Source organism: Streptomyces durocortorensis (assembly GCF_031760065.1).
In the GTDB taxonomy this organism is placed as follows: Bacteria; Actinomycetota; Actinomycetes; order Streptomycetales; family Streptomycetaceae; genus Streptomyces.
This window is the reverse complement of record NZ_CP134500.1, coordinates 5,968,450-5,991,517: the sequence shown is the minus strand read 5'-3', so window position 1 is coordinate 5,991,517 and position 23,068 is coordinate 5,968,450. Positions and strand designations below refer to the sequence as shown.

Genomic DNA, 23,068 nt, shown 5'->3' with positions numbered 1-23,068 from the left:
GCCGTGCCCGCCGCACGCCGAGGCCGTCGGCGGTCGAGGAAGAAGGAGCTCCACAGTGGCCTCCCACCGCCGCCCGAAGCAGTCCAGTCCGCGCTACACCGGCGTCATCACCGCCACCGCAGCGGCGGCCGTGGCCCTGTCCGCCCAGGCCGCTTCGGCCGACCCCCTGCCCGACCCGAACAAGAAGGGCGTCACGGCGCAGGTGGACCGTCTGTACGAGCAGGCGACGCAGGCGACCGAGAAGTACAACGGGGCCAAGGAGAAGTCCGACGCGCTCAAGAAGGAAGTGGAGTCCCTCCAGGACTCAACGGCGCGCAAACAGGGCGAGCTGAACGAGCTCCGCGACAGGATCGGCGCAGTCGCCGCAGGCCAGTACCGTTCCGGCGGCCTCGACCCGACCCTCCAGCTGTTCCTCTCCGAGGATCCCGACACCTACCTGGAGAAGGCATCCGCCCTGGACCGGGCCGGCGACCGGCAGACTGCCGCGCTGCAGCAGTTCCTCGCCCAGCAGCGGACCCTCCGACAGCAGCGTGCGGAGGCGTCCGAGAAGCTGCGCGAACTCGACTCCACAGAGAAGGAACTCGGCAAGCGGAAGACGGAGATCCAGGGCAAACTGCGCGAGGCCCAGCGCCTCCTCAACACCCTCTCGACGAAGGAGCGGGCCCGGATCGCACAGGAGGAGGACCGGGCGGACCGGGCGAGCGCCCGGGTCGAGCTCGGCAACGAGGCCAGCGCCTCCGAGCGCGCCGCCGCGGCCTTCGCCGCCGCCAAGAGCAGGGTCGGCATGCCGTACGTCTGGGGCGCGAGCGGCCCGGCGTCGTTCGACTGCTCGGGGCTCACGTCCTGGGCATACCGCCAGGTCGGCGTGACGATACCCCGGACTTCCCAGGCACAGGCCGGCGCCGGGACGCGCATCAACTCCCTGAGCGCCCTGAAGCCCGGTGACCTGGTCATCATGCGCAGCGACCTCAGCCACGTCGGCTTCTACGCCGGCAACGGGCAGATCCTCCACTCGCCCAAGCCCGGCGCACAGGTCCGCTACGAGTCCATCGCCCGCAGCGGCATGCCCTTCATGTGGGGCGTACGCATCGGCTGACGCGCACAGCGGAGGGGGGCGCCAGGGCGCGGGCGCGCGAGATACGGAACCGCCGGACGCCCCCGGCCGGGAGGTCCTTCGGCATCTCGTCGACCGCGGACAGGAAGACGTACACCAGTCCGGCGTCGAGGGCGGACAACACCCCTGCCGCGACGGTCGCGTTTCCGCAACCCAGACGGTGCGCGAGCCTTGTTGAGCCGTAAATTTATTTCTTAGTTGCCTAGTAAGAACCTGTCCGATTCCTCCAAATCGGACAATCGAGCGAGCGGCTACACGACTTATTCACGCCATGTTTCTGGTGGAATTCCGAACCGCCCCGAAGAGATGGCTAAGATAACGGCGTGATTACAGCCCGGTCGCGCTCACGTGCGTCGCAACCCCGCCCTTCGGCGAGGCTGCGAAGGCTGCTCGGCCTGGCCGCGCTCCTGTTCGGCCTCCTGGCCGGGCATGGAGTGCACATGGACAGGGACGGGGCCGCGGTTACCGCGTCGCTCTCCCTGACCAGCGTCTCCCACAGCATCAAGGAAAGCTCCGGCGATCTCGACCCGGCGCACCCGGCACACGAATGCTCGCCGGGACCGTCGGAGGGAACACCGGCGCCCACTACGCCGTGTGCCGCGCGACAGCCCGATGCGCCTTGCTCTTCCGAGCCCTGCATCCAGGCCCGTGTCCGCGTGGTCGAGGCCAACGCAACACCGTCCGCCGCCCCGAGAGCCTCGACGGTTCTTCAGGTGTAGAACGCCCTGCCGTCGTTCAGTTCCGCCCCACACACCCGCGTGCTTGTGCGCCCGGCGGCGAGACGAGCGGCGCGTTCTGCCCCCCATGACCCATATCTCTCACGGGTACCGCTCCCTCCTGTCGCCAGGAGCCGAGACGGTGCGGCCCCGCCCGGAGGAACTGTGTCTCGCCATCCCAACACCCATTTGATCGCCGCTGTGATCGGCGCCCTGCTGCTGTCGGTCTTCCTCTGCCTCACGCCTGGGGGCGAGGCCGGGCGCACCACGGTGGAAAGAGAGACCGTCACCACGACCGCGCTCGGTCCCCATGCCGACCGTGCGGAAACCCGGTCACCACGGCACGGCCACCACGGCCACGGCGCCAACTGTTCTTCGGCGGGTGTCGTCCCGGAGACCCTCGCCGCGACGCGGCACGTGCCCGATGCCATCGCGCTTGCCTCATCCCTCGGCGACACCCCGACCGCGTCGGCCACCGAGCTACGTGCTCCGCCCTATGCCCCAGCGTCCGTAGCGGGATCAGGTCGCTCGACGCAGATCCGCGTCTGCCGGTGGCGCATCTAGACCGTTCGGCCCCCGGCGGCGTGCCACGCGGCCGCCCTCCCGAACGAGTACTCGACGCGCACCACCGAAATGAGAGCGGAACATGCACTCCTCGACCGCAGACGTCACGCCCCCCACCCGCTCCGCCCTTTCCGGGCTGGTGGGCAACACCCCGCTCCTCCACATCTCGGAGCCGCTCGCCCCCACGGGCCGCGGCTTCTGGGCCAAGCTGGAGGGCTTCAACCCCGGCGGCATCAAGGACCGCCCCGGCCTGCACATGGCCGAACGAGCCCGCGCCCGTGGCGATCTGCGCCCCGGCGCCCGGATCATCGAGTCCACCAGCGGCACCCTCGGGCTCGGCCTCGCCCTCGCCGGCATGGTGTACGGCCACCCCGTCACCCTGGTCACCGACCCGGGCCTGGAGTTGTCCATGAGCCGACTGCTGACCGCGTACGGCGCCCGGGTCAACGTGGTCGCCGAACCGCACCCGACCGGCGGCTGGCAGCAGGCCCGCCGCGACCGCGTGACCCAGCTCCTGGCACAGCACCCCGGGTCCTGGTGCCCGGACCAGTACAACAACCCGGACAACACCACCGCGTACACACCGCTCGCCCTCGAACTCGCCACCGAACTCGGCCACATCGATGTCCTGGTGTGCAGCGTCGGCACCGGCGGGCACTCCGCCGGCGTCTCCCGTGTCCTGCGCCAGCTCTATCCGAACCTGACCCTGGTCGGAGTGGACACCATCGGCTCGACGATCTTCGGCCAGCCGGCGCGCACACGGCTCATGCGCGGGCTCGGATCGAGCATCTACCCCCGAAACGTGGCGTACGAGCAGTTCAGCGAGGTGCACTGGGTGGCGCCGAGCGAGGCGGTGTGGTCCTGCCGTCAGCTCGCCACCTCCCACTACGCCACTGGCGGCTGGAGCGTCGGCGCGGTCGCCCTGGTCGCAGGCTGGCTCGCACGCTCGCTGCCCAAGGAGGCACGGATCGCCGCGATCTTCCCCGACGGCCCGCAGCGCTACCTCAGCACCGTGTACGACGACGACTACTGCGCCGCCCACGGTCTGCTCGACGGGCCCCCCGCGATCGAGCCCGACGTCGTCGGCCGCCTCGACGAGAAGGAGGTCACCCGCTGGACCCGCTGCGCCACCGTGGTCGACCCCCTCACGCTCACCGACACCGACACGGACGCAGACGCAGACGCAGACGCAGACGCAGGCCTGAACGACGAGGACCTCGCAGACTCCACGCAGGAGCAGGTCTGATGAAGGGCACGATCACCCAAGTCCGTTCGTACGAGCGCAGCGTGCAGCTGCTGATGGTGAACCAGTTCACCATCAACCTCGGCTTCTACATGCTGATGCCCTATCTGGCGGCGCATCTCGCCGGGCCTCTGGGCCTCGCCGGCTGGCTTGTCGGGCTGATCCTCGGCATGCGGAACTTCAGTCAGCAGGGCATGTTCCTGGTCGGCGGCACCCTCGCGGACCGGCTCGGCTACAAGCCGATGATCATCGCCGGCCTCGTCCTGCGGACCGTCGGCTTCGCGACCCTCGGCCTGGTGGACTCCGTACCCGCGCTGATCGCCGCCTCCGCGGCGACGGGCCTGGCCGGCGCCCTGTTCAATCCCGCCACCCGCGCCTATCTCGCCGCCGACGCCGGTGAGCGCCGGGTCGAGGCGTTCGCCCTGTTCAACGTCTTCTACCAGGCGGGCATCCTGCTCGGCCCGCTGGTGGGCATGGTGCTGACCGGCGTGGACTTCCGCGTCACCTGCCTCGTCGCGGCCGGAGTCTTCGCCGTACTGAGCGTCGTCCAGATCCGCGCTCTCCCGGCCCGCCGGGCCAAGGAAACCACGGAGAAGGAGGGGCAGAGCGTGCTCGCCGAGTGGCGTGGCATCCTCGCCAACCGCCCGTTCCTGCTCTTCTCCGTGGCCATGATCGGCTCGTACGTCATGTCCTTCCAGGTCTACCTGGCCCTTCCGCTGGAGGTCCGACGCCTCGGCGGAGAGGGCCGGTTCAGCACGGCGGCCGTCGCCGTCCTGTTCGCGGTCTCCGGGCTCAGCACCATCCTCTTCCAGACGAAGGTGACCGCCTGGTGCAAGGCCCGCGTGGAGCCGGGCCGCGCCCTCACCTGGGGACTGCTCACCATGGGCGTGGCGTTCGTACCTCTCCTCGCCGCCACTGCGGTTCCCGTACCCAGCGGAGGCATCGGGCTGTGGTTGCTGGCCGCCGTACCACCGACGCTCGCGGCGCTGCTCCTGGCCGTGGGCACGATGATCGCGTACCCCTTCGAGATGGACACCATCGTCCGGCTCTCCGGGAACCGCCTCGTCGCCACGCACTACGGGCTCTACAACACCATCTGCGGAGTCGGCATCACCCTGGGCAACCTCCTGACCGGAGCCACGCTCGACGCCGCCCGCGAGGCCGGCCTCTCCGCCCTGCCCTGGCTGGCGCTGACCGCGCTCGGCCTGGCGTGCGCCGCCGCCCTGTACGGCCTGCACCGCACCGGCCGCCTCACCGAACCACCGGCCGAGGCCCGGCCGCAGCCCGTGACCGCCTGACCTGACGCCGGCGACAAGGGGGCGGGCGCCCACGACGTGCCCTCCCCCGTGCCGCCATGCCCACATCCGGGAGTGAACCTTGACGACCGTCCCGTCGCGGAAGGCGCATACCACCGTACGGCTCCATCCGTTTCGCGCCGTCCGCTACGACCCGGCGCGGGCCGGCCAGCTGTCCGCCGTCCTCAGCGCCCCGTACGACGACATGAGCCCCGCCCACGCCCGTGCCCAGCGCGCACGCCCCCACCACATAGCCCGTCTGCTCTTCGCGGCCGATCCGCAGGACGCCGCCGGTCAGATGGAACGCTGGCTGGAGCGCGGCGTCCTGCGCCGCGACGCCGCCCCCTCCTTGTACGTCTACGAGCAACGCCTCGGCCCCCGACTCCTGCAGCGGGGGCTGATCGGCGAGCTCACCGTCGCCGGCCCCCATACCTGCCCCGTTGTCCCTCACGAGGACGTGCAGGAACACGTCGTACGGCAGCGCGCCGCCCACATGTCCGGTCTCGGGGCCCAGTTGGAGCCCCTGCTGCTCACGCACCGCTCCGCCGAGGGGACCGGCCTCCGTCTGGCGGAGTGGGTCGCGGAGCACCCGCGCGTCGCCAGCGCCCAACTGGGCGGCGTCACGCACCATCTCTGGCGGTGCACCGATCCCGACGACCAGGCGCTCCTCACCTCCGCCCTCGGCGGGCCGCGTGTTCCGCTGGTCGCCGACGGGCACCACCGCCTCGCCGCCGCGCGCCGGCTCACCCGGTCGCGGGACGGCGTCCCCTGGCAGCACAGCCAGGCGTTGCTCGTCGACTCGGCATCTACTCCGCTGCGGCTCAGGGCGATCCACCGTGTCCTACCCGGTCTGGACGCGGAGAAGGCCGCGCGAGCGGCATCCGGCGTCGCGCGCGTCCGGCCGCTTCCCTCCGGACCCCGGCTCCCCCGGCCGGACGAACTGGTGCTCGTCGGCGACGGGCGGGCCTGGAGTGTGACGGAACCGCATGTGTCAGCCCTGTCGGACGCGCTGGCCGGACTGCCGATCGAGTGGCGGGCTCAGCCGGCAGCTGTGACCGACTGTCTCCTCATCCCGGTCTGCTGGTCCATACCCGACCTGCCAGGCTCGGTCGTCCACCTGCACGACGCCGACCGGGCCGTCGCCGCGGTGACATCCCAGGGCACGGGGACCGCCGTGCTTCTGCCGGCCCCCACCGAGCACCGGGTACGAGAACTCGCCGAGCAGGGCGTTCTCCTGCCCCGCAAGTCCACCTCGTTCGGACCGAAACCCGCCGCCGGACTCGTGATGCGGGTCCTACGGAACACGTAGACGCAGCAGCGGGCACGGCCGGGTGGTACCGGTCGTGCCCCGCGCACGCGTCCCGAGCTTCCGTCAGCTCTTGCCGAGCATCTTGTTCATCTGCTCGATCTCTGACGTCTGGGCCTTGATCACCTCATCGGCCGACTCGCGGGCGGGGCCGTACTCGCCCTCCGCCTTCTCCTTCTCGGCCATCTCGATGGCACCCTCGTGGTGCTTGATCATCATTTGACCGGTCGGCGCCGGCGCGCTGGTGGTGGGGGCGGCGGTGGTGGACTCCATGGAGCCCATGTCGTGCCGGTCTCCTCCGTTGCCGCCGCAGGCGGCGAGCACCAGAGCGGAGACGCCGGTGGCTGCGACGAGGGCGGTACGGCGGATCAGCTTACGGTGCGTGTTCATGTATGGCTCCTGCGCGATCGCAGGAACGGGCCCCATGGCGTGCATGCCCAGCAGCCCGAGGAGCACGGCCAGGACGAGCAGCGCATGCAGACGCGGCCTCTTCGGTGGCGCTGCGCCCTTCCTGACGGAACTCACGGCCCCATCGCAGGCGCTGACTTTCAGCGGGCGAGATCAGCAAGGCTGTTCAGTGCGGTGTCGATCTCTGCCGGCGTGTTGATCACGGCGGTGCCGATGCGGGTGTAGTTCAAGGTGGACAGCCGTACGCGACGGGATGCGGCGTGGTCGACGACCTGCTGGTGGGTGTACCCGGCCACGCTGAAGCAGGTGATGCCGGCTGACAGATCCGGGTCGGCAGGAGTGTGCACGGTGACACCGGGGATGCGGCCCAGTCCTTGTTTCACCCGGGTCGACAGCCGTGTGACGCGGGCGGCGACGCGTGCTCGGCCCAGCTGCTCGTGCAACGCCACCGCCACGGGCAGGGCGAAGGCGTGCTCGAACGCCAGGAACCCTCCGGGTGACAGGGCCGCTGTTCCTCCGCTCCCGATGAAGCTCACGAACGTGGGCCGCAGCTGGTCGAGGATGTCCGGCGCCACCCAGATCAGCCCCGTCCCCCTGGGGCCGAACAGCCATTTGTGCGTTCCGGCGATCACCACGTCCGCGCCCAGGCCGGCGGCGTCCTCGTCCACTGCCGCCAGCCCGTGCACGCCGTCGACGACCAGCAGGCACCGGTCGGCAGGACTGCGCCCTTCATTGGCCCGGCGCACCACGTCGGCCACCGCCCGCACCGGCATCCGAAGCCCCGTGCTGGACTGCACCCAGGTGATCCCGACGACTCTGGTGTTCGGCCGGATCGCCTCGCCGACCGCCGCTGCGATGCCTTGCGCCGTCGCGGTGGCCGAATCGGCGAACCAGGAGGCCAGCCGCACCGTGTTGCCGTGCTTTTCGGCGGCCAGTCGGGCGGCGGTGCGATGGGAGTTGTGGTCGAGCTCCGTCAGCAGAAACTCCTGCCCCGGACGGGTCACGACACCGTTGTAGACGACACCCAGCCCGATACTCGTGCTCGCCGTCATCGCGATCTCCTCGGCCCGGCCTCCCAGACAGGCGGCGAGCGCCTGGCGTACCCGGGGCCATCCAGTCGGACCGTCGGGCAGCGCCAGCCCCGCGGGCACCGCCAGAGGATTGGCGTCGACCTGAGCGCTCAGATGATCCACTGCTTCCCGCACCGCCTTCGGATGCGAGGCCAGGTAGAACAGCGCGAGGTTCGCCCATCCCGGCTCCAGACGGAACTGCGCCCGCAAGGCGTCCCAGTCCACCCGCCCATCGGGCGTAGTGACCGGCCGTTCCCGCGGTGTGCTCGCTCCTACCGTGCAGGAGCTGGGCAAGAGCGTGACCGCCACCGCTCCTGCAGTACTCGCCAGCAGATCACGACGACTCGTCATCGACATCCAGCACCCCTTCGCACCGCGACCGGCGAAGCGGTGGCGGAGTAGCTGTCGGTGCCCTTCTGGTAGCGAGGTTACGCAAAGTGCCCGCGAGTGCCCACAGCTCCATCACCCAGACGGCCTGAACTGGGCCTCGGCCCCGTGACGACAGCCGCTCCATCCGCGCGGGACCGTCCCCTGAGCTGCCCGTCTACTATGAATTCGAACGCGGGATCAGCGGAGAGGACACGGGCCATGCGCCGGCTGGGGGAGCTCGAAGCGGAGATCATGGACCGCTTCTGGAGATGGAACCGCCCCGCCACCGTGCGTGAGGTCGTCAACGACATCAACCTCCATCGCGATGTCGCCTACACGACCGTGACGACGGTCACCAGCATCCTCTTCAACAAGGGCCATCTGACACGCGCCAGAGACGGCCGGGTCTGGCGGTACAAGGCCGTCGCGACCCGTGAGGCGTACTCGGCCGCGCTCATGGAGGACGGCCTGGAAGCCAGTGAGGACCGGCCCGCGGCCCTCGTCCAGTTCGTGGAGAACCTCGACGCCGACGAGATCACAGCGCTCCGCAAGGCCCTTCGAGACGTCGGACGACGGGCGAAGGAGTGAACGCGGCCCCTGCTCTCCTGGGGTACGCGGCCGTCGTGGGCGTCGCTGCCCCACGTCTGCTGGTGCGCAGCGCATGGCCACACCGGGCACCGGCGCTCGCGGCAGCCGTGTGGTTCGCCCTCATGCTGTCGTTCACCCTCGCGACCGCGCTCGCCGCGTCCCAGTTGGCCATGCCCACCGAGCACCTGCACGCGGGACTCGTAGGGCTGCTGCATGCCTGCGGCCTGGATGCGGGAACTCCGGACCCGAACCCGACGACAGCCGACCGGCTGGCCTTGGCGACGCCCCTCGCGGTTGTCACCGCCTTCGGCGGCGCTTTCCTCTTCCACGTCGCGCGGGCCGGAATCGTGCGCGCCCGGCACCGCGACCGGCTCGACAAGGTGGGGGTACGCTCCGACCGCCTGCGCGCCACGGTCCTGCCACACGGCACCCCCGCCGCGTACTGCCTCCCGGGTCTCCGTTCCCGCATCGTCGTGAGCGAGGCTGCCGTGCGGCTACTCACGGAAGATCAGCTCGACGCCGTCCTGGAGCACGAGCGGGCGCACATCGCCGGCCGCCATCATCTGCTGATCGCCGCTGCTCAGGCCTTCGCCACCGTCTTTCCCTGGGTGCCGCTCGCCCGCCGGGGACGCGATGAGATGGCTGTGCTGCTTGAGATGATCGCGGACGACCGCGCCCTGCGAAGCCATTCCCACGTGGTTCTGGCGACCGCGATGTACGAAATGGCCGCCGGCCGGGCTCCGAAGGCCGCGTTCGGCGCGGGCGGCTCGACGGTCCTCCTCCGCATCGAGCGCATCCTCGGCCCGCGTCGGGCCCCTCACCCGGCTCTCTGCGGCTCGGTGGCCTCCGTGACCCTGGCCATCCCGCTCCTGCCGCTGCTGGTGGCCTGCCCGCCCGGCGTCTGACGGTACGGGCCGGCGCACCCGGTCCAGCCGCGTCCCCCGGGCTGGCCATGATCGCGCCGTGGTCACGGAACCTGAGGCGTGAGCAAGCGCCGCACGCGCTCTCTGGTTCCGCCGTGGTCGCGACTGCTGTGGCTCGGAGCGCTGGTCTTCGGGCTCCTGTACGCCCACGGCCTCCGTGCCGACAGCAGCGCCGGGCATACGCCACCGGGGAGCGTCGCCGCCGTCCCCGTCGGTCATGTGCACGATCGGATCCAGGCGTCCTTCCACGACCACGGCACCGATGAGGACTCGGCGCACGTCGTCCAGGACTGTGCGACCGGGCAGCCGCCCGCGGGGTTCGGCATCCTTCCGCCGCCGGTGTCCCCGCTTGACGCGGAGGCCGTACTCGCCGGCACCAGCAAGGCTGCGGTGACGGTTCTTCCCGCAGTGGGATCCGGCCCCACATCGGCCGTTCTGCGCATGTAGTAGGCCAAGGTGGCGGCAGTCCGTCCCTCGGGCCCAGTCCCCTCCCACTTGGCTCACCGTCAGGTCACTTCTTCACGTCCGGAGCGCCGTCTCGCCGACCGGCCACGCTTCGGGCCCGCTCCCTCGCGCGTTCCTGCGCCGCTTCCGCCCACTCGGCGGAGGGCCGGCTGCCACGCGCCCACCGCACCATGGAACGTACCCGCGTCTCTGCTCACCGGCCGGCCCGCACCTCACGACACCGTGGTGGCAGTCGTCGGCGTCCTCGTCCTCCTCGTCGCCACGCTCGTCGACGAGTTCCTGTCGGCCCAGGGACGGCCGCCGCTCGCCCGCGGGCTCGTGGTGATCGGCGCCTCTCTCCTGTTGTCGTTCGGCATCGGCATGCTCATCGGCGGGCTCCAGCACTTCGAGGACTTCCCTGCACACGCGGCGATCCTCGTCCCGCTGGGGAGAGTCGTCCCGTTCACCGCCTTCGCACTCAGGACGCGGAGACCTCTTCGCGGTCAGCTCGTGTCCGTCGCCGCCTCTCACAATCAAGACCGAAATTTCGCCTTCGTACGTGTTGCTCCGACTTTCGCGGATTGGTCGCTGAGATGCTGCCTGCCGATGGTGGGTCGAAGCGGTCCGCCCGTCGGGAAGGGGGAGCACGTGGAAGCCGCGCGATGGGGGCCCGTCGCTTCTCTCCTCGCGGTCGTCCTGACCGGCGTGTTCCTCCTGCATTGTTTCGGGGCCGTCGTCCGCACCATCCGAGAGCCGCTGCACACCGGCCCGTTCAGCGGCGGCCTCGAACCCCGGGAGCATCCGGTATCGCGCTTCCACGTGCGCTGGTACCCCGTGACAATGATCTTCCTCGCGTTCGATATGGAAATGCTCTTCATGTACCCGTGGACGAAGGTCGTTCCGGAGATCGGCACTGCGGCAGTCGTCGAGATGTTCCTGTTCCTCGGCATCCTGCTCGCCGGCGTCGGCTACGCCTGGCGTGAAGGGGCCTTCCGATGGACCTGAGGACGGGCATCGGCAAGATGGCCTTGGCCCGGCCGGCCGTACTGATCGCGCCCGGTCGGGGCGCTACGCGCGAAAGGCTGGCCGTCGAGGCGGAGCTCGCCCGCAGGGCGTGGCCCCAGGCCGCCGGTCCCGCTTCCGCGGACCTGGTGGTCTTCGCGGGCGCCCCGCTTCCTGTTCGCGAGGGTGACTGGGCGGAGCGGCTGTGGCAGGGCGTGCCGGGCCCGAAGGCGCTGGTCACCATCACCGATGCCGGGCACGCGGCGCATGCGCTTGACCACGTGCACGCCGCACTCCTGGAGGCAGTCGCCCAGCCTGCCCGGCACATGGAGCACACCGATCACCGGCAGGGTCACGCCCCGGCGCCGCAGCACCGCGCCGGGCACGACAACCACGAGCAGCATGGTGGTCACGACGGCCCTGGCGGCTATCACGAGGGCGGTGATCACACCGGGCATGACCCGCATCGGGCACCTGGGCACATGGCCGACGGCGGCGGCACAGATCACCCCCACATGTCTCATGACGCCACGGGGCATGACCGGATGGGACATGGCGCCCACGGCCACCACATGGGCACCATCGCCGGCCTTCCCCTGGCCGAGAGGGCCGACGACCGGGACGGATTGAGGCTTGACCGGCTCCACGTGCCGCTCGGGCCCGCGCTCCCGGACTGGCCGGCGGGACTGGTGCTGCACCTCGAACTCCAGGGCGACGTCGTGCAGCGCGCGGAGGTCGAAACCGTGCCCGCGCCTTCCCCGTCCAGGCCTGCGTTCTGGAACGAGCCGTGGCTCAGGGCCATGACCGGTGATCCGGTGACGGTCGGCGAGGCCGCTCGGCGGCGATGTGCGGCACACCTCGACAGCCTCGGCAGACTCCTCGGTGTCGCCGGCTGGAGGGAGTCGGCGACTAGAGCACGCGTCGCCCGCGATCGCACGCTCGACGGTGCCCCCGGAGCGGAACTCCATTCGCTCGTCCGCCCTTTGGCTCGGCGTGTACGCAGGTCGTGGACACTGCGGTGGCTCACGGCGGGAGTTGGCGAACGAGTCGGGGGGCAGCCGGGGGGTGACGTGCACAGGAGGCTGATCGCATGGCTGGACGGGCTCGATCAGGCCCTCGGCCACGTCGACGACCGCGACCCGCTCTCCGCCCATCACCCGGTCGGCCCTCGGGGTCGCCTAGACACCCAGGTGCCCCCGTCCCAGGCACTGCTGGAGGCGCTGCCCGAACTGCTCGAAGGCACCGAGTACGCCTGCGCCCGGCTCATCGTGGCGAGCCTGGATCCCGACCTCGACGAACTGGCCCCTCAGCACGTGCCGGGAGCCCATGGTCATGGTTGAGTCCGCTCCCCTCTGGGCCGCCCTCGTCCTCCCTCTCGCGCTGGCATTGGCGGCCTGGGTCACGGCGACCGTCGACGCGGGGTCGACGAGCGCAGGCCGCGAGGTCCTGCGGCTGCTGGTGAAGCAGCGGCGGATCACGCGGGCCGCCGACGTCCCTCTCGTACGGCTGGGGACGGCGCTGCTCCCGGTGGCCGCCGTCCTCGCCGCCGTCGTACTTCCCTTCGGCTTCCGGTCGTTGTCCGATCTGCCGGACGGAATCGTGTGGTTCAACGCCATGGAGGCGCTGGCGTGGGCGGCCGTGTGGCTGACGGGCTGGGGGCCGAACTCGACTCTGTCGCTGGTCGGCGGCTACCGCTTCCTGGCGCAGGGGCTCGCGTACGAGTTGCCGCACATGCTGGCGATCACGACGGCGGCGCTCGGCGCGGAGTCCCTGCGGGTGGGCTCGGTGGTGGACGCCCAGGCCGGGCTCTGGTTCGCGGTGTGGATGCCGGCGGCGTTCGGGATCTACCTTCTCAGCGCGCTCGCCATGGCCTTCTGGGGACCGTTCGACCAGCCGGTGGGCGCGGACGCGGCGGGCGGCGCGGCGGCCGAGCTGTCCGGGGTGGACCGCTTGCTGTTCCTCGGCGGACGGTGGCTGCTGATCGTCGTGGCCGCCGCCTTCGCCGTACCGCTGTTCCTGGGCGGCGGACACGGCCCCCTGCTTCCGGGCTGGGCCTGGACCGTGGTCAAGACGGTGGCCGTGCTGGCCTTCCTGCTGTGGGTGCGCCGCAGGGTGCCGACCGTACGGATGGAACGGTACGTCGAGCTGGCTTGGGTCGTCCTGACCCCTCTTGCGGTGGCGCAGGCCCTCGTGGTGGCCGTGGTGGTGCTCGGACGGTGAGGGAGCGATGACGACTTCGGCGTTCTGGGTCCTCGCGGTGCTCGCCGTGGCGAGCGGCGTCATGGTGTTCCGCTTCGACTCGATGGCGCGCGCCACGTTTTCGCTGCTCACCGCGCTGCTGTGTGTGGGCGGGGAGCTGATCGTGCTGGGCCTGGACTATCTGGGCATCGTGACCGTGCTGATGATGACGATCGAGATGGCCATCATGGCCGTCTTCATGATCATGTTCATGATGAACCCGGCCGGGCTGACGCCGATGACGATGGTCCACAACAAGCGGGGAGCGGCGGCTGTCTGCGCGCTGTCCTTCGTGCTGCTCCTCGTCGGCATCCTGCTCGCCCCCTGGCCCCGCCGGAGCGGACGGCCTCCCGTCGATCCGACCATGGACCTGGGCCTGTCCCTGATGGGACCCCAGATGCTCACCATGATGACGCTGGGGATGGCGCTGTTCGCGACCATCGTCGCGACCGTCGTGCTCTCCACCCAGCGCGGCCGGTACGACCGGTACGGTGACAGGCTCCAGGACCCCCGCCCCGACGACCCGGTACGGGGCGGGGTGGGCCGATGAGCCTGGAGCTGTTCCTGATCGTGGCCGCCGCGCTGTTCTGCGTCGGGCTCTTCGGGGCGCTGACGCAGCAGTCGATCGTGATGCTGATGATGGGCCTGGAGCTGATGCTGGGCGGGGTGATCCTCGCCGCCGGCGCGGCCTGGCACTACATCGCGCCCGCCACGGCCGACGGTCAGGTCCTGATCGTGGTCGCCATCACCGCCATGGCGGTGGAGATGGCGATCGGTTTCGCCGTCGTCACGGCCCTGTTCCGCTCCCGTGAGATCGACATGACCGACATGGCGGCGGAGCTGAGGGAATGAGCGCTGCGCTGTGGACGCTGATCGGCCTGCCGCTGAGCGCCGGTGCGCTGCTGGCTCTGGCCGGGCGGCCCGCGGACCGGGCGGCCCCGCTGCTCGCGGTCGGCGTCTCGGTCGCGACCTTGGGGCTCGCGATCACGGCTTCTCTCCAGCACCCGGCCGTCGAGGCGCCCCTGATGGAGGGGCTCCCCTTCCGGATCGCGGTGGACGGCCTCTCCGGCGTCCTCGTCGTCACCGTCACCGCCGTCACCCTCGCCGTACTCCTCTTCAGTGTGGCGGAGTTCGGCGCCCACGACGCGCGGGCCCGCTTCTTCGGGCTGATGCTCCTCTTCTCGGGGAGCATGCTCGTCACCGTCACCGCCACCACCCTGCCGGTGCTGCTCATGAGCTGGGAGGTCATGGGCGCGACCTCCTGGGCGCTGATCGGGTACTGGTGGCGCGAGCCGGAGCGTACCGCCGCGGCCGGCACCGCCTTCCTGACGACCCGTGCCGCCGACCTGGGCCTGTATCTCGCGGCCGGCGCCGCCCTCGCGGCGGGACCCGGCCCGCTCACCCTCGACGGCCTCGCGTACAGCGACGAGCCGTGGCTGTCCTTCGTGACGGCGGGGCTCCTGATCGCGGCGTTCGGGAAGTCCGCGCAACTCCCCTTCAGCTTCTGGCTGTCACGGGCCATGCAGGGCCCAAGCCCTGTGTCGGCGCTTCTGCACTCCGCGGCGATGGTGGTCGCCGGCGCCTACCTGCTGCTACGGACCGGACCACTCCTCGACGCCTCCGGCTGGGGCGCAGACGCGGCCGCGTGGGTGGGTGCGGCGACCGCCGTCGTCCTCGGGGTCGTCGCCGTCGCGCAGACCGACCTCAAGCAGCTGCTCGCCGCCTCTACCTGCGCGCAGATCGGGTTCATGGTGCTGGCGGCCGGTGTGGGGGCGACCACGGGAGGTGTGCTGCAGCTGATGGCTCACGCCGCCGCGAAGAGCCTGCTCTTCCTGGTCGCCGGCGCCTGGCTGACGGCATGGGGGACGCAGCAGCTCCCTGAGCTGCGCGGGGCCGCCCGGGCGCACCGAACCGTCGGCGTGCTCTGCACCGTGGGCGCCCTCTCTCTCGCCGGGCTGCCCCCGCTCTCTCTCTGGGCCGCGAAGGACGTCTTGCTTGCCGTGCCCCTTGAAGACAGTCCGTGGCTCTACGCCACCGGGCTCGCGGCAGCGGTTCTCTCCGCCGCCTACAGCGTGAAGGTCCTCCGCTTCGTGTGGGACTTCGGGCGGGACCGAACCGGGCAGCGGACCACTGACGGGCGGACCGTCCCCCGGGGGACGGTCGCGCCGCTCACGCTTCTGGCCCTCGCCTGTATCGCTCTGACGCCCGTGGCGTTTCCGCCCGTACGTGACGCGCTCGGCAGATACCTCGGCGCACAAGGCCAACCGTCTCCGGTGATCTGGGAGTTCGCACTCTCCGGCGCACTCGCGCTCGCCGCCGCCGCCGTCGCCTGGAGCTGGGGCGCCCGCCTCGTCCCACTGCCCGGCCCGCTGAAGGCGGGGAGCGCGAACTGGCTTGGGCTGGAACGGGCCGCCCACCTTCTCCTCGTCTCCCCCGCCCTTCGGATCGCCCGTGCCGCCGCCGCGCTCGACGACCACGTCCTGGACCGCGCTCTACTGGCTTCCGCCCGGGGCACGCTGGTGCTGGCCCGGTGGACGAACCGGTTCGTCGAAGGCGCCGTCGACGGCGCGGTCGAGGGCGTCGCGACCGCATCCCGTCGGCTCGGCGCCTGGGCCCGCCGACCGCAGACAGGCCAGCTGCACCATTACCTCGCCCAGGCCGTAGCCGCCTTCTCCGTCATCGCCGTCGTGCTCGTCCTCGTGAGGTAGCCCGTTGCTCACCGCCCTCGTCTTCGCCCCGACCGCGGTCGCCCTACTGCTCCTCGCGCTCCCCTCCCGTATGCCCGTCCAGGCACTGCGCACCGTCTGGGTCACGACGGCGACCGCCGAACTCGGTCTGGTCGTCGCCATCTGGGCCGGTTACCGGACCGCGGGCGGCATCCAGTACGAGCTGCGGGCCCGCTGGATCCCCAGCGCGGGCGTCGGCTACCACGTCGGCGTCGACGGCCTGTCACTACCGCTACTCGCGCTCACCTGCGTGCTGTTCCTCGCCTGCGCGCTGTATTCGCTCCGCGAGAACCGACGCTTCCGGGAGTTCGCCGCGCTCTTCCTCTTCCTCCAGACCACGTGTCTCGGGCTGTTCGTGTCCCTCGACCTGATCCTGTTCTTCGTCTTCTTCGACCTGTCGATCGTGGCGATGTTCTTCATCATCGCGGGGTGGGGCCACCACGACGCGAAGCGGGCAGCGCTGAAGTTCTTCCTCTACACGTTCATCGGTTCGCTGGCACTGCTCCTCGGTTTCATCGGCCTCTACCTGGCCGCCACCCCGCACACCTTCGACATCGTCGATCTGACCCGGCAGAACCCTCTCGCCGGCCGGTCCGCCTACGCCGCACTCGTCCTGCTCGCCGTGGTGATCGGACTCGCCGTGAAGACGCCGACGGTCCCCTTCCACACCTGGCTGCCGCCGGCCCACACCGAAGCGCCAGCGGCCGGATCCGCGATCCTCGCCGGGGTGCTCCTGAAGATGGGGACGTACGGGTTCCTGCGCATCGCCATGCCCCTGCTGCCGGACGCCTGGCGCCGGTACGCGATCGTGATCGTCGTCATCGGTGTCGTGTCCGTCCTCCACGGCGCCCTGGTGGCACTCGCCCAGACCGACTTCAAGCGGATGGTGGCGTACACCTCCGTCAACCACATGGGCTACATCATCCTGGCTGTCGGCGCGGCCGCCGCGACCGCCGACACCTCCGCTCAGGCCCGCTCCCTCGCGATCACCGGGTCGGTCACCCAAATGGTCAGCCACGGCCTGATCACCGGTGCGCTGTTCCTCCTCGCGGGTGTGATGTACGAGCGGGGGCGGACGTACGACATGAGCGCGTACGGCGGTCTCGCCGCCACCGCCCCTGTCTTCGCGGCCCTCACCGGCGCGGCGGCCTTCGCTTCGCTCGGGCTGCCCGGCTTCTCCGGCTTCATCGCGGAGTTCCAGATCTTCACCGGCTCGCTCGGGCCGAGGCCGCTCGCCACCGCCTTGTCCGTTCTCGGCATCCTGCTCACTGCCGGGCTGTTCCTGCGCGCGCTGCGGCAAATTCTCATGGGGCCGCTGCGACTGCCGGACGCACCCGGTACGCCACGCGTGTTCCCGGACCTGCGAGCCCACGAGTACGCGGGCATCGTCCCACTTCTCGTCCTGACCGTGGTCCTCGGTGTGGCCCCGCGCTTCCTCCTCGACGTCATCGAACCGGCCTCCCGCGAGGTCCTGGAGCAGCTCGCCCGATGAACGTCATGAGCGAGATGAACGAGAACCCGCTCGACATCCTTCCCGAGGTGCTGCTCGCCGCCTCGGCCGTGTTCGGGCTGCTCCTCGCTGCCTGGCTGCCGCGTCGCAGGCAGTGGCTGGTGGGACTTCTCGCGGCGGCGGCCGCAGGCGCGGGGATCGTGGCGGCGGCCGTCGCGGCGGCACACCCCGACGTGACCGCGTTCGGCGAGGCTTTCACCGTCGATCCGGTGACCAGCACGTCCCGAATCGTCGTCCTCGGCGCCCTCCTGCTCGTGCTCGCCCTCTTCGCGAGGCAGTTCCACGCGCACCCACGTGAGAGCGAGACATACGTCCTCGTCCAGCTCTCAGCCCTCGGCGCGCTCGTCATGGCCGGCACCCAGGACCTGCTGCTGCTCGCCGCCGGGTACCTGCTGACGAGCATCCCCGCGTACACGCTCGCCGGCTTCCGGAAGGACGGCCCGGGTACCGAGGCCGCGCTCAAGTACTACGTGATCGGCGCGCTGCTCGGGGTACTGATGCTTGGCGGCATCACCGTCCTCTACGCCGCAGGGCGGGCGACCGGCTACCCGTCGCTCGGGCCCACGCTCTCCGATGCGCCCGAGGGGCTCGTCGCGGCGGGGGCCGTCGGGCTCCTGGCCGGCGTGCTGTTCAAGGCCGGTGCCGTGCCCGCCCACTTCTGGGTGCCGGACACGGTGCAGGGCAGTACGGCACCGGTGGCGGCCTTCCTGACCACGATCCCGAAGATCGGCGCCCTTGCTGCCCTGCTGCGGCTCGGCGAGGCGGTCCTCGCCGACAGCGGCATGCCGTGGCCCGAGGTCATCGCGGTGATCGCCGCCGCGTCGATGACACTGGGCAATCTCGCCGCCTTCTTCCAGGACGACGTCAAACGGCTCCTCGCGTACTCGACCATCAGTCAGGTCGGATACCTGCTGCTGCCCGTCGCCGTCACCGGACGGTCGGACCTCGCCCAGCCCGCCCTGCTGTACTACGTGGCCGCGTACGCCGTCACGAACCTGGGCGCCTTCGCCGTGGTCTGCGCCCTCCCCCGGGCCACCCGGCTCGCCGACTACCGCGGCCTTGCTCGGCGACGACCGCTCCTCTCCGCCAGCCTCGTCATCTGCCTCCTCGGCCTCGTCGGCACACCGCCGACCGCCGTGTTCGTCGGGAAACTGGAGGCGTTCAGCGCCGCCATCGACGGCGGCTACACCTGGCTCACGATCCTGGCCGCCGTCAACACCGTCGCCTCCCTCTTCTACTACCTGCGCTGGATCGCCCCGGCCGTCTCACCGGGTAACGGTACGGCTCTCACCGATAGCGACCGCTCGGCTCGGGGCGTTGCCTACACGGCCACCCTGATCTCCGTGGGCCTCGGACTCGCCGCAGGCCCCGTACTCCCCGCCCTGGGCGGTTCCCTCGCCACCTGATCGCGGCGAATCCGCCGACCGCAGACGTCTCGACAAGATCGGAGGCGGCGCGCCAGAAGTGCGTCCTGCGGGAAGCCGCGGACGTGGCGGTACCGGCGACATGATCCTCACCCGTGAAGCCATCACCACCGCCGTGGAGCGGGGCGACATCGTCATCGAGCCCTTCGCCCCGGAGCGCGTCTCCCCGAACGCCTACGACTGGCACCTGGGCGACCGGATCCGCGTATGCGAGGGCGACGAGCTGGACGCGGCAGCCGCCACCCGGGGCACCGAACACGTGATCCCCGCGGAGGGCATGGTCCTCCGGCCGGGGCGGCTCTACCTCGGAGTCACCCACGAGCGCACGCACTCGGAGCGCTACGCCCAGATGATCAACGGAGACCGCAGCCTGGGCGCGCTGGGGATCTGGGTGCACGTCTCGGCTCCGCTGGGACACGTCGGCCACGCCATCCGCTGGACCCTGGAGATCCGCGTCGCACAGCCCGTCAAGGTCTACCCGCTGATGCCCTTCGGGAAGATCGTCTTCTTGTCCACGGCCGGAGCGACTGCCAGCTACCAGCACCTGGGGCACAAGTACACGCGGACGAGCGGGATCGACATCTCACGGCTGTACGAAGAGCTTCGGTGAGCGCGGCGAAGGTACTGACCGGGCTCGATCTGCCCTGGGGCAGCCCCGGCGGTAGCGTCGAGCTGCTCAAGGACCTCTACCTGGGGCCGCGGGCCCCCCTGGCCGCCGACACGTTCATGCTGGGTACGGACGCGGCGCCCGCCCCCTCCGGCGAGGGGTTCTGGTCCTACGTCGACGGGCTCACCCGCGCGATCACGACGCGCTTCCCGCCCGGGGACCAGGACGTGCTCCACCTCCAGCATCTCGCCTTCGGCGCCACTCCGGCGCTGCTGAGGATCATGACGGAACCCATCCTGGAAGTGGTCGTCACCTCCGCGCAGGAGGCCATGGACGCCGTGGCGGGCGGCGCCAACCGCCTGGAACTGGCCACGGACATGGCCTCCGACGGCCTGACCCCCTCATTGCCCGACTTCCTCCGCGTGCGCGAGGCCGTCACCGTCCCCCTGCGGATCATGCTGCGGGACAGCAACGGATTCCAGCCGACCGACCTGGACCGGCTCGGCGAAGCGGCCTCGGCACTCCGGGCGGCGGGAGCCGACGCCTTCGTACTCGGCTTCCTCACCCAGGAGGGAACTCTGGACCTGCCCTCGGTCACCGCCCTCCTCGCGTCGGTGCCGGGCTGTCGCTGGACGTTCCACCGCGCCCTGGACCACGCGAGCGACCGTGACGCCCTGCGCCGCGCCCTCCACGGACTGCCGGGCCTGGACACCGTACTGACGGCGGGCTCCGTCCCCGGCGTCGAGCGCGGACTGGACGTCCTGACCGCGGAAGCCGGCCGGCAGGGCGAGCGCGGCTATGAGGTGAACGTCATGGCCGGTGGCGGCCTGATGACACGCCACGTACCGATCCTGCGCGCCCACGGCCTCGACACCTTCCACGTCGGCACGTCCGTGCGCCACGGCGGCTGGGACACGCCGATCGACCGGGCCGCCGTGCGACGGTGGCGGCAGCTCATCGAGACCGACCCGGGACAGCCTGACCGCGATGACCTCTGAGACAACCTGCGAGTTCTGTGCCATCGTCACCGGCCGGCTCCACGCCGAGATCCTGTTCGAGGACGAGTCGACCGTCGCCTTCCTCGACAACACCGCGGTGATGGAAGGGCACACCCTCGTCATCCCCAAGGTCCACGCCACCGACATCCGGGCCATTGCCGAGGACGACGCGGCGGCTGTGATGCGCACCGCGCACCGCATGGCCGCGCTCCTCGACGGCGTGTTCACCCCGGACGGCATGACACTGTTCCAGGCCAACCGTCCGGCGGGCTGGCAGGACGTCTTCCACCTCCACGTCCACCTCGTGCCCCGGTGCGAGTCCGACCACCTGCACCGGCCCTGGCACGCGGAACGCGCCCACCCCGCCGCTCTGGCGCGGACCCGCCAACGCGTTCTGAGGCAGACCGGCGACGACGCGCCCATATGACGCGGCCCACCTTCAGTGAGGAAGAATCGTGACCATGGAACACCCCCACCTGCCGACCACCGAGGCCGCCGTCACCGCGATACGCAAGATTGCGGACGACTACCGCCTGGCGATGACCGTCACCGACGACATCGGCGCCGACCAGACGTCACGCCGCACCTCGGCGGGCGTCTTCGCGACCCTCGACCCCGACGGCTCATTGCCGCACGAGGCATTCGTCGAACTGGCCGGCTCCCCCGCCGTGAGCGTCCGAGTCTTTCCCGAGGACGATGCGAAAATCACCGTGGATCACGTCGAGTTCCACGACGTGCCCCGGGACTCCGTCCCGGCGTTCCTCCGCTCCGTGTACGGCGGACTCGCCCACACGAAGGGCCGGTTCTTCCCCCCGGGCCAGTGGCTCATCGTCCCCCTCCCCGGCGACGAGACCTACAAGGAACTGATCGCGGACACCACTCTCACTCCCTGGCTCGCACGCAGCGCGCGTAGCTCATGACAACCCGCTAGTGGCCACCCCGTGGACGACCCCGCTCCGCACGTTGGGCCGTTGCAGGCCCGACACCCACTCCGCGCTGACCTTCGCCCAGCGCACAATCCAGCCGCTTCCCGAAGCAGGTCCCACCTGGTTCGGGAAGCGGCTTTCCCTCGCTGAGATCCCATCAGGATCCACTTGGGACGAGCGTCAAATGAGCGTCAAGATATCGCCCGTAACGCCCACACCGCACATACGGCGCACCCGCAAAACCCCAGGTCAGGCGTCCTTCTTCACCGGCTCCAGGATCGCCACGCACTCCACGTGGTGCGTCATCGGAAACAGATCGAACGCCCGCAGCGTCCGCACCCTGTATCCGCCCTCCGCGAAGTACGCCAGGTCCCGTGCCAGCGCCGCCGGGTCGCACGCGACGTAAGCGATACGACGCGCGCCCAGGCCCGAGAGGTGCTTGACGACCTGCTTGCCCGCGCCCGCGCGCGGCGGGTCCAGGACGATCAGGTCGCATTCGGTGATGCCTGTACGGGGCAGGACCTGGTCGACCTTGCCGTGTTCGATGCGGACACGGTCGAGGTCCTTGAGGTTGTGGCGGGCGTCCTCGACCGCTCGCTTGCCGGACTCGATGCCGAGGACCGCGCCCTTTTCGCCGATGCGCTGGCCGATGGCGCCGGCGAAGAGGCCCACGCCGCAGTAGAGGTCGAGGGCCGTGTCGTTCTTGCGGGGCAGAAGGCCCTGCATGACGGCGCGGACGAGGGTGTTGGCGGCCTGGGGGTGGACCTGCCAGAAGCCGCCGGAGCCGACGCGGTAGGTGCGGTCGTCGGCGCGTTCGCGGACGAAGGCGCGGCCGTGGACGCGGTGGACGCCGCCGTCCTTCTCGTCCACGCGGAGCACCGAGACCGGCTTGTCGAGTTCTACGAGGGGGAGGCGGCCGCCGGGCTTCGGGGTGAGGATGACCTGGCGGTCGTTGGAGCCGGTGGCGGTGATGGCCTCCACCGCGGCCATCTGAGGCCACTCGCGCTTCTCGACGCCCAGTTCCGAGACCCCGGGGGCCGCGATCAGGCAGTGATCGACCGGCTGCACGTCGTGCGAGCGGTGCTTGCGCAGGCCCGCGTTGCCGTCGGCGTCGACGGCGTACTGGACGCGGGTGCGCCAGGCGGGGACCTCGCCCGCCGGAAGCTTGTCGCCCTCGGCCGGCATGACCGTGCCGTCCCAGCCCGCCTCTTCGGGGGTCAGGCCCGCCAGGCGCTGGAGCTGCTCGGCGATGACCTCGCCCTTGAGGCGGCGCTGCGCGCCCGGCTTGGCGTGCTGCCAGTCGCAGCCACCGCACATGCCGGGGCCCGCGTACGGGCAGGGGGCCTCGACGCGGTCCTTGGACGGTTCGAGGATCCGTACGGCGTCGGCGCGCAGGAAGCGGGAGTCGGTGTCGCCCTCGGTCACCTTCGCGATGATCTTCTCGCCCGGGAGCGTGTGGCGGACGAAGAGGACCTGGTTGCCGGCGGTACGGGCGATGCAGTGGCCGCCGTGCGCGACGGGCCCGACCTCGACCTCGTACTCCTCCCCGACCAGTGACGACGTGGGTGCGTTCTGCATGAGGGGAGGCTCCAGGGGC

At 70.7% G+C, this 23,068-nt stretch carries 24 protein-coding genes; 20 read left to right on the top strand and 4 right to left on the bottom strand.

What is annotated here, in order from left to right:
* Positions 1–55 precede the first annotated feature (55 nt).
* The 5 genes from RI138_RS26515 to RI138_RS26495 all read left to right on the top strand — a co-directional run bounded on the left by RI138_RS26515 (position 56) and on the right by RI138_RS26495 (position 6,241).
* Complete coding sequence (locus RI138_RS26515; protein ID WP_311121900.1) at positions 56–1,096, top strand: C40 family peptidase; 1,041 nt, start codon at positions 56–58, stop codon at positions 1,094–1,096.
* Positions 1,097–1,995: 899 nt separating this feature from the next.
* Positions 1,996–2,394 carry a hypothetical protein gene (locus RI138_RS26510; RefSeq protein WP_311121899.1) on the top strand — a complete coding sequence of 133 codons (399 nt, stop codon included), beginning with the start codon at positions 1,996–1,998 and terminating at the stop codon, positions 2,392–2,394.
* Between the two features lie 82 nt (positions 2,395–2,476).
* A complete protein-coding gene (locus tag RI138_RS26505) occupies positions 2,477–3,640 on the top strand; it encodes a PLP-dependent cysteine synthase family protein (RefSeq protein ID WP_311121898.1) in 1,164 nt (387 codons plus the stop codon).
* A complete protein-coding gene (locus RI138_RS26500) occupies positions 3,640–4,935 on the top strand; it encodes an MDR family MFS transporter (protein WP_311121897.1) in 1,296 nt (431 codons plus the stop codon). The genes RI138_RS26505 and RI138_RS26500 overlap by 1 nt, the downstream gene beginning before the upstream one ends.
* A 79-nt stretch (positions 4,936–5,014) precedes the next feature.
* Positions 5,015–6,241: a DUF1015 domain-containing protein gene (locus RI138_RS26495; RefSeq protein WP_311121896.1), complete on the top strand. Its 1,227-nt coding sequence runs from the start codon at positions 5,015–5,017 to the stop codon at positions 6,239–6,241.
* A gap of 63 nt (positions 6,242–6,304) precedes the next feature.
* Here RI138_RS26495 and RI138_RS26490 read toward each other — a convergent pair whose 3' ends face one another.
* Both RI138_RS26490 and RI138_RS26485 read right to left on the bottom strand, forming a co-directional pair.
* Positions 6,305–6,628, bottom strand: coding sequence for a DUF305 domain-containing protein (locus RI138_RS26490; RefSeq protein ID WP_398863773.1), 324 nt, complete (start codon positions 6,626–6,628; stop codon positions 6,305–6,307).
* 158 nt (positions 6,629–6,786) lie between these two features.
* Complete coding sequence (locus RI138_RS26485; protein ID WP_311121895.1) at positions 6,787–7,941, bottom strand: aminotransferase class V-fold PLP-dependent enzyme; 1,155 nt, start codon at positions 7,939–7,941, stop codon at positions 6,787–6,789.
* A gap of 363 nt (positions 7,942–8,304) precedes the next feature.
* Between RI138_RS26485 and RI138_RS26480 the strand changes: the two genes are divergently transcribed.
* The 3 genes from RI138_RS26480 (at position 8,305) to RI138_RS26470 (ending at position 10,043) form a co-directional block, all read left to right on the top strand.
* Complete coding sequence (locus tag RI138_RS26480) at positions 8,305–8,673, top strand: BlaI/MecI/CopY family transcriptional regulator (protein ID WP_096630288.1); 369 nt, start codon at positions 8,305–8,307, stop codon at positions 8,671–8,673.
* Positions 8,670–9,578, top strand: a complete 909-nt coding sequence (locus RI138_RS26475; RefSeq protein WP_311121894.1) for a M56 family metallopeptidase — start codon at positions 8,670–8,672, stop codon at positions 9,576–9,578. Before RI138_RS26480 ends, RI138_RS26475 begins: the two co-directional genes overlap by 4 nt.
* 78 nt (positions 9,579–9,656) lie before the next feature.
* Positions 9,657–10,043 carry a hypothetical protein gene (locus tag RI138_RS26470; protein ID WP_311121893.1) on the top strand — a complete coding sequence of 129 codons (387 nt, stop codon included), beginning with the start codon at positions 9,657–9,659 and terminating at the stop codon, positions 10,041–10,043.
* Positions 10,044–10,115: 72 nt separating this feature from the next.
* Here the strand turns inward: RI138_RS26470 and RI138_RS26465 are convergent, their stop codons facing one another.
* A complete protein-coding gene (locus RI138_RS26465) occupies positions 10,116–10,577 on the bottom strand; it encodes a hypothetical protein (RefSeq protein ID WP_311123080.1) in 462 nt (153 codons plus the stop codon).
* A gap of 111 nt (positions 10,578–10,688) precedes the next feature.
* On the opposite strand from RI138_RS26465, the gene RI138_RS26460 reads away from it, so the two are divergent.
* The 12 genes from RI138_RS26460 (at position 10,689) to RI138_RS26405 (ending at position 21,465) form a co-directional block, all read left to right on the top strand.
* On the top strand, positions 10,689–11,045 hold the full coding sequence (locus tag RI138_RS26460) for an NADH-quinone oxidoreductase subunit A (protein ID WP_398863770.1): 357 nt from the start codon (positions 10,689–10,691) through the stop codon (positions 11,043–11,045).
* Entirely contained in the window at positions 11,036–12,382 is a 1,347-nt protein-coding gene (locus tag RI138_RS26455) for a hypothetical protein (protein WP_311121892.1), read from the top strand. Before RI138_RS26460 ends, RI138_RS26455 begins: the two co-directional genes overlap by 10 nt.
* Positions 12,375–13,262: an NADH-quinone oxidoreductase subunit H gene (locus RI138_RS26450; protein WP_311121891.1), complete on the top strand. Its 888-nt coding sequence runs from the start codon at positions 12,375–12,377 to the stop codon at positions 13,260–13,262. Before RI138_RS26455 ends, RI138_RS26450 begins: the two co-directional genes overlap by 8 nt.
* Positions 13,263–13,269: 7 nt before the next feature.
* Positions 13,270–13,830 carry an NADH-quinone oxidoreductase subunit J gene (locus tag RI138_RS26445; RefSeq protein ID WP_311121890.1) on the top strand — a complete coding sequence of 187 codons (561 nt, stop codon included), beginning with the start codon at positions 13,270–13,272 and terminating at the stop codon, positions 13,828–13,830.
* Positions 13,827–14,132 carry an NADH-quinone oxidoreductase subunit NuoK gene (locus tag RI138_RS26440; protein WP_096630298.1) on the top strand — a complete coding sequence of 102 codons (306 nt, stop codon included), beginning with the start codon at positions 13,827–13,829 and terminating at the stop codon, positions 14,130–14,132. Before RI138_RS26445 ends, RI138_RS26440 begins: the two co-directional genes overlap by 4 nt.
* Positions 14,129–15,988 (top strand): NADH-quinone oxidoreductase subunit 5 family protein, encoded by a 1,860-nt coding sequence (locus RI138_RS26435; RefSeq protein ID WP_311121889.1) that lies wholly within the window; start codon positions 14,129–14,131, stop codon positions 15,986–15,988. Before RI138_RS26440 ends, RI138_RS26435 begins: the two co-directional genes overlap by 4 nt.
* Positions 15,989–15,992: 4 nt before the next feature.
* Entirely contained in the window at positions 15,993–17,498 is a 1,506-nt protein-coding gene (locus tag RI138_RS26430; RefSeq protein WP_311121888.1) for a complex I subunit 4 family protein, read from the top strand.
* 5 nt (positions 17,499–17,503) lie between these two features.
* Positions 17,504–18,922 (top strand): NADH-quinone oxidoreductase subunit N, encoded by a 1,419-nt coding sequence (locus RI138_RS26425; protein WP_311121887.1) that lies wholly within the window; start codon positions 17,504–17,506, stop codon positions 18,920–18,922.
* A gap of 100 nt (positions 18,923–19,022) precedes the next feature.
* A complete protein-coding gene (locus RI138_RS26420) occupies positions 19,023–19,550 on the top strand; it encodes a dCTP deaminase (RefSeq protein WP_311121886.1) in 528 nt (175 codons plus the stop codon).
* A 275-nt stretch (positions 19,551–19,825) separates the two neighbouring features.
* The gene (locus RI138_RS26415) at positions 19,826–20,545 is read left to right on the top strand and encodes a copper homeostasis protein CutC (RefSeq protein ID WP_398864363.1); all 720 of its coding nucleotides are present in this window, start codon (positions 19,826–19,828) and stop codon (positions 20,543–20,545) included.
* The gene (locus tag RI138_RS26410) at positions 20,535–20,972 is read left to right on the top strand and encodes an HIT family protein (RefSeq protein ID WP_311121885.1); all 438 of its coding nucleotides are present in this window, start codon (positions 20,535–20,537) and stop codon (positions 20,970–20,972) included. Before RI138_RS26415 ends, RI138_RS26410 begins: the two co-directional genes overlap by 11 nt.
* A 34-nt stretch (positions 20,973–21,006) precedes the next feature.
* Complete coding sequence (locus tag RI138_RS26405; RefSeq protein WP_311121884.1) at positions 21,007–21,465, top strand: hypothetical protein; 459 nt, start codon at positions 21,007–21,009, stop codon at positions 21,463–21,465.
* A gap of 255 nt (positions 21,466–21,720) precedes the next feature.
* Here the strand turns inward: RI138_RS26405 and RI138_RS26400 are convergent, their stop codons facing one another.
* On the bottom strand, positions 21,721–23,049 hold the full coding sequence (locus tag RI138_RS26400) for a class I SAM-dependent RNA methyltransferase (RefSeq protein ID WP_311121883.1): 1,329 nt from the start codon (positions 23,047–23,049) through the stop codon (positions 21,721–21,723).
* Positions 23,050–23,068 lie beyond the last annotated feature (19 nt).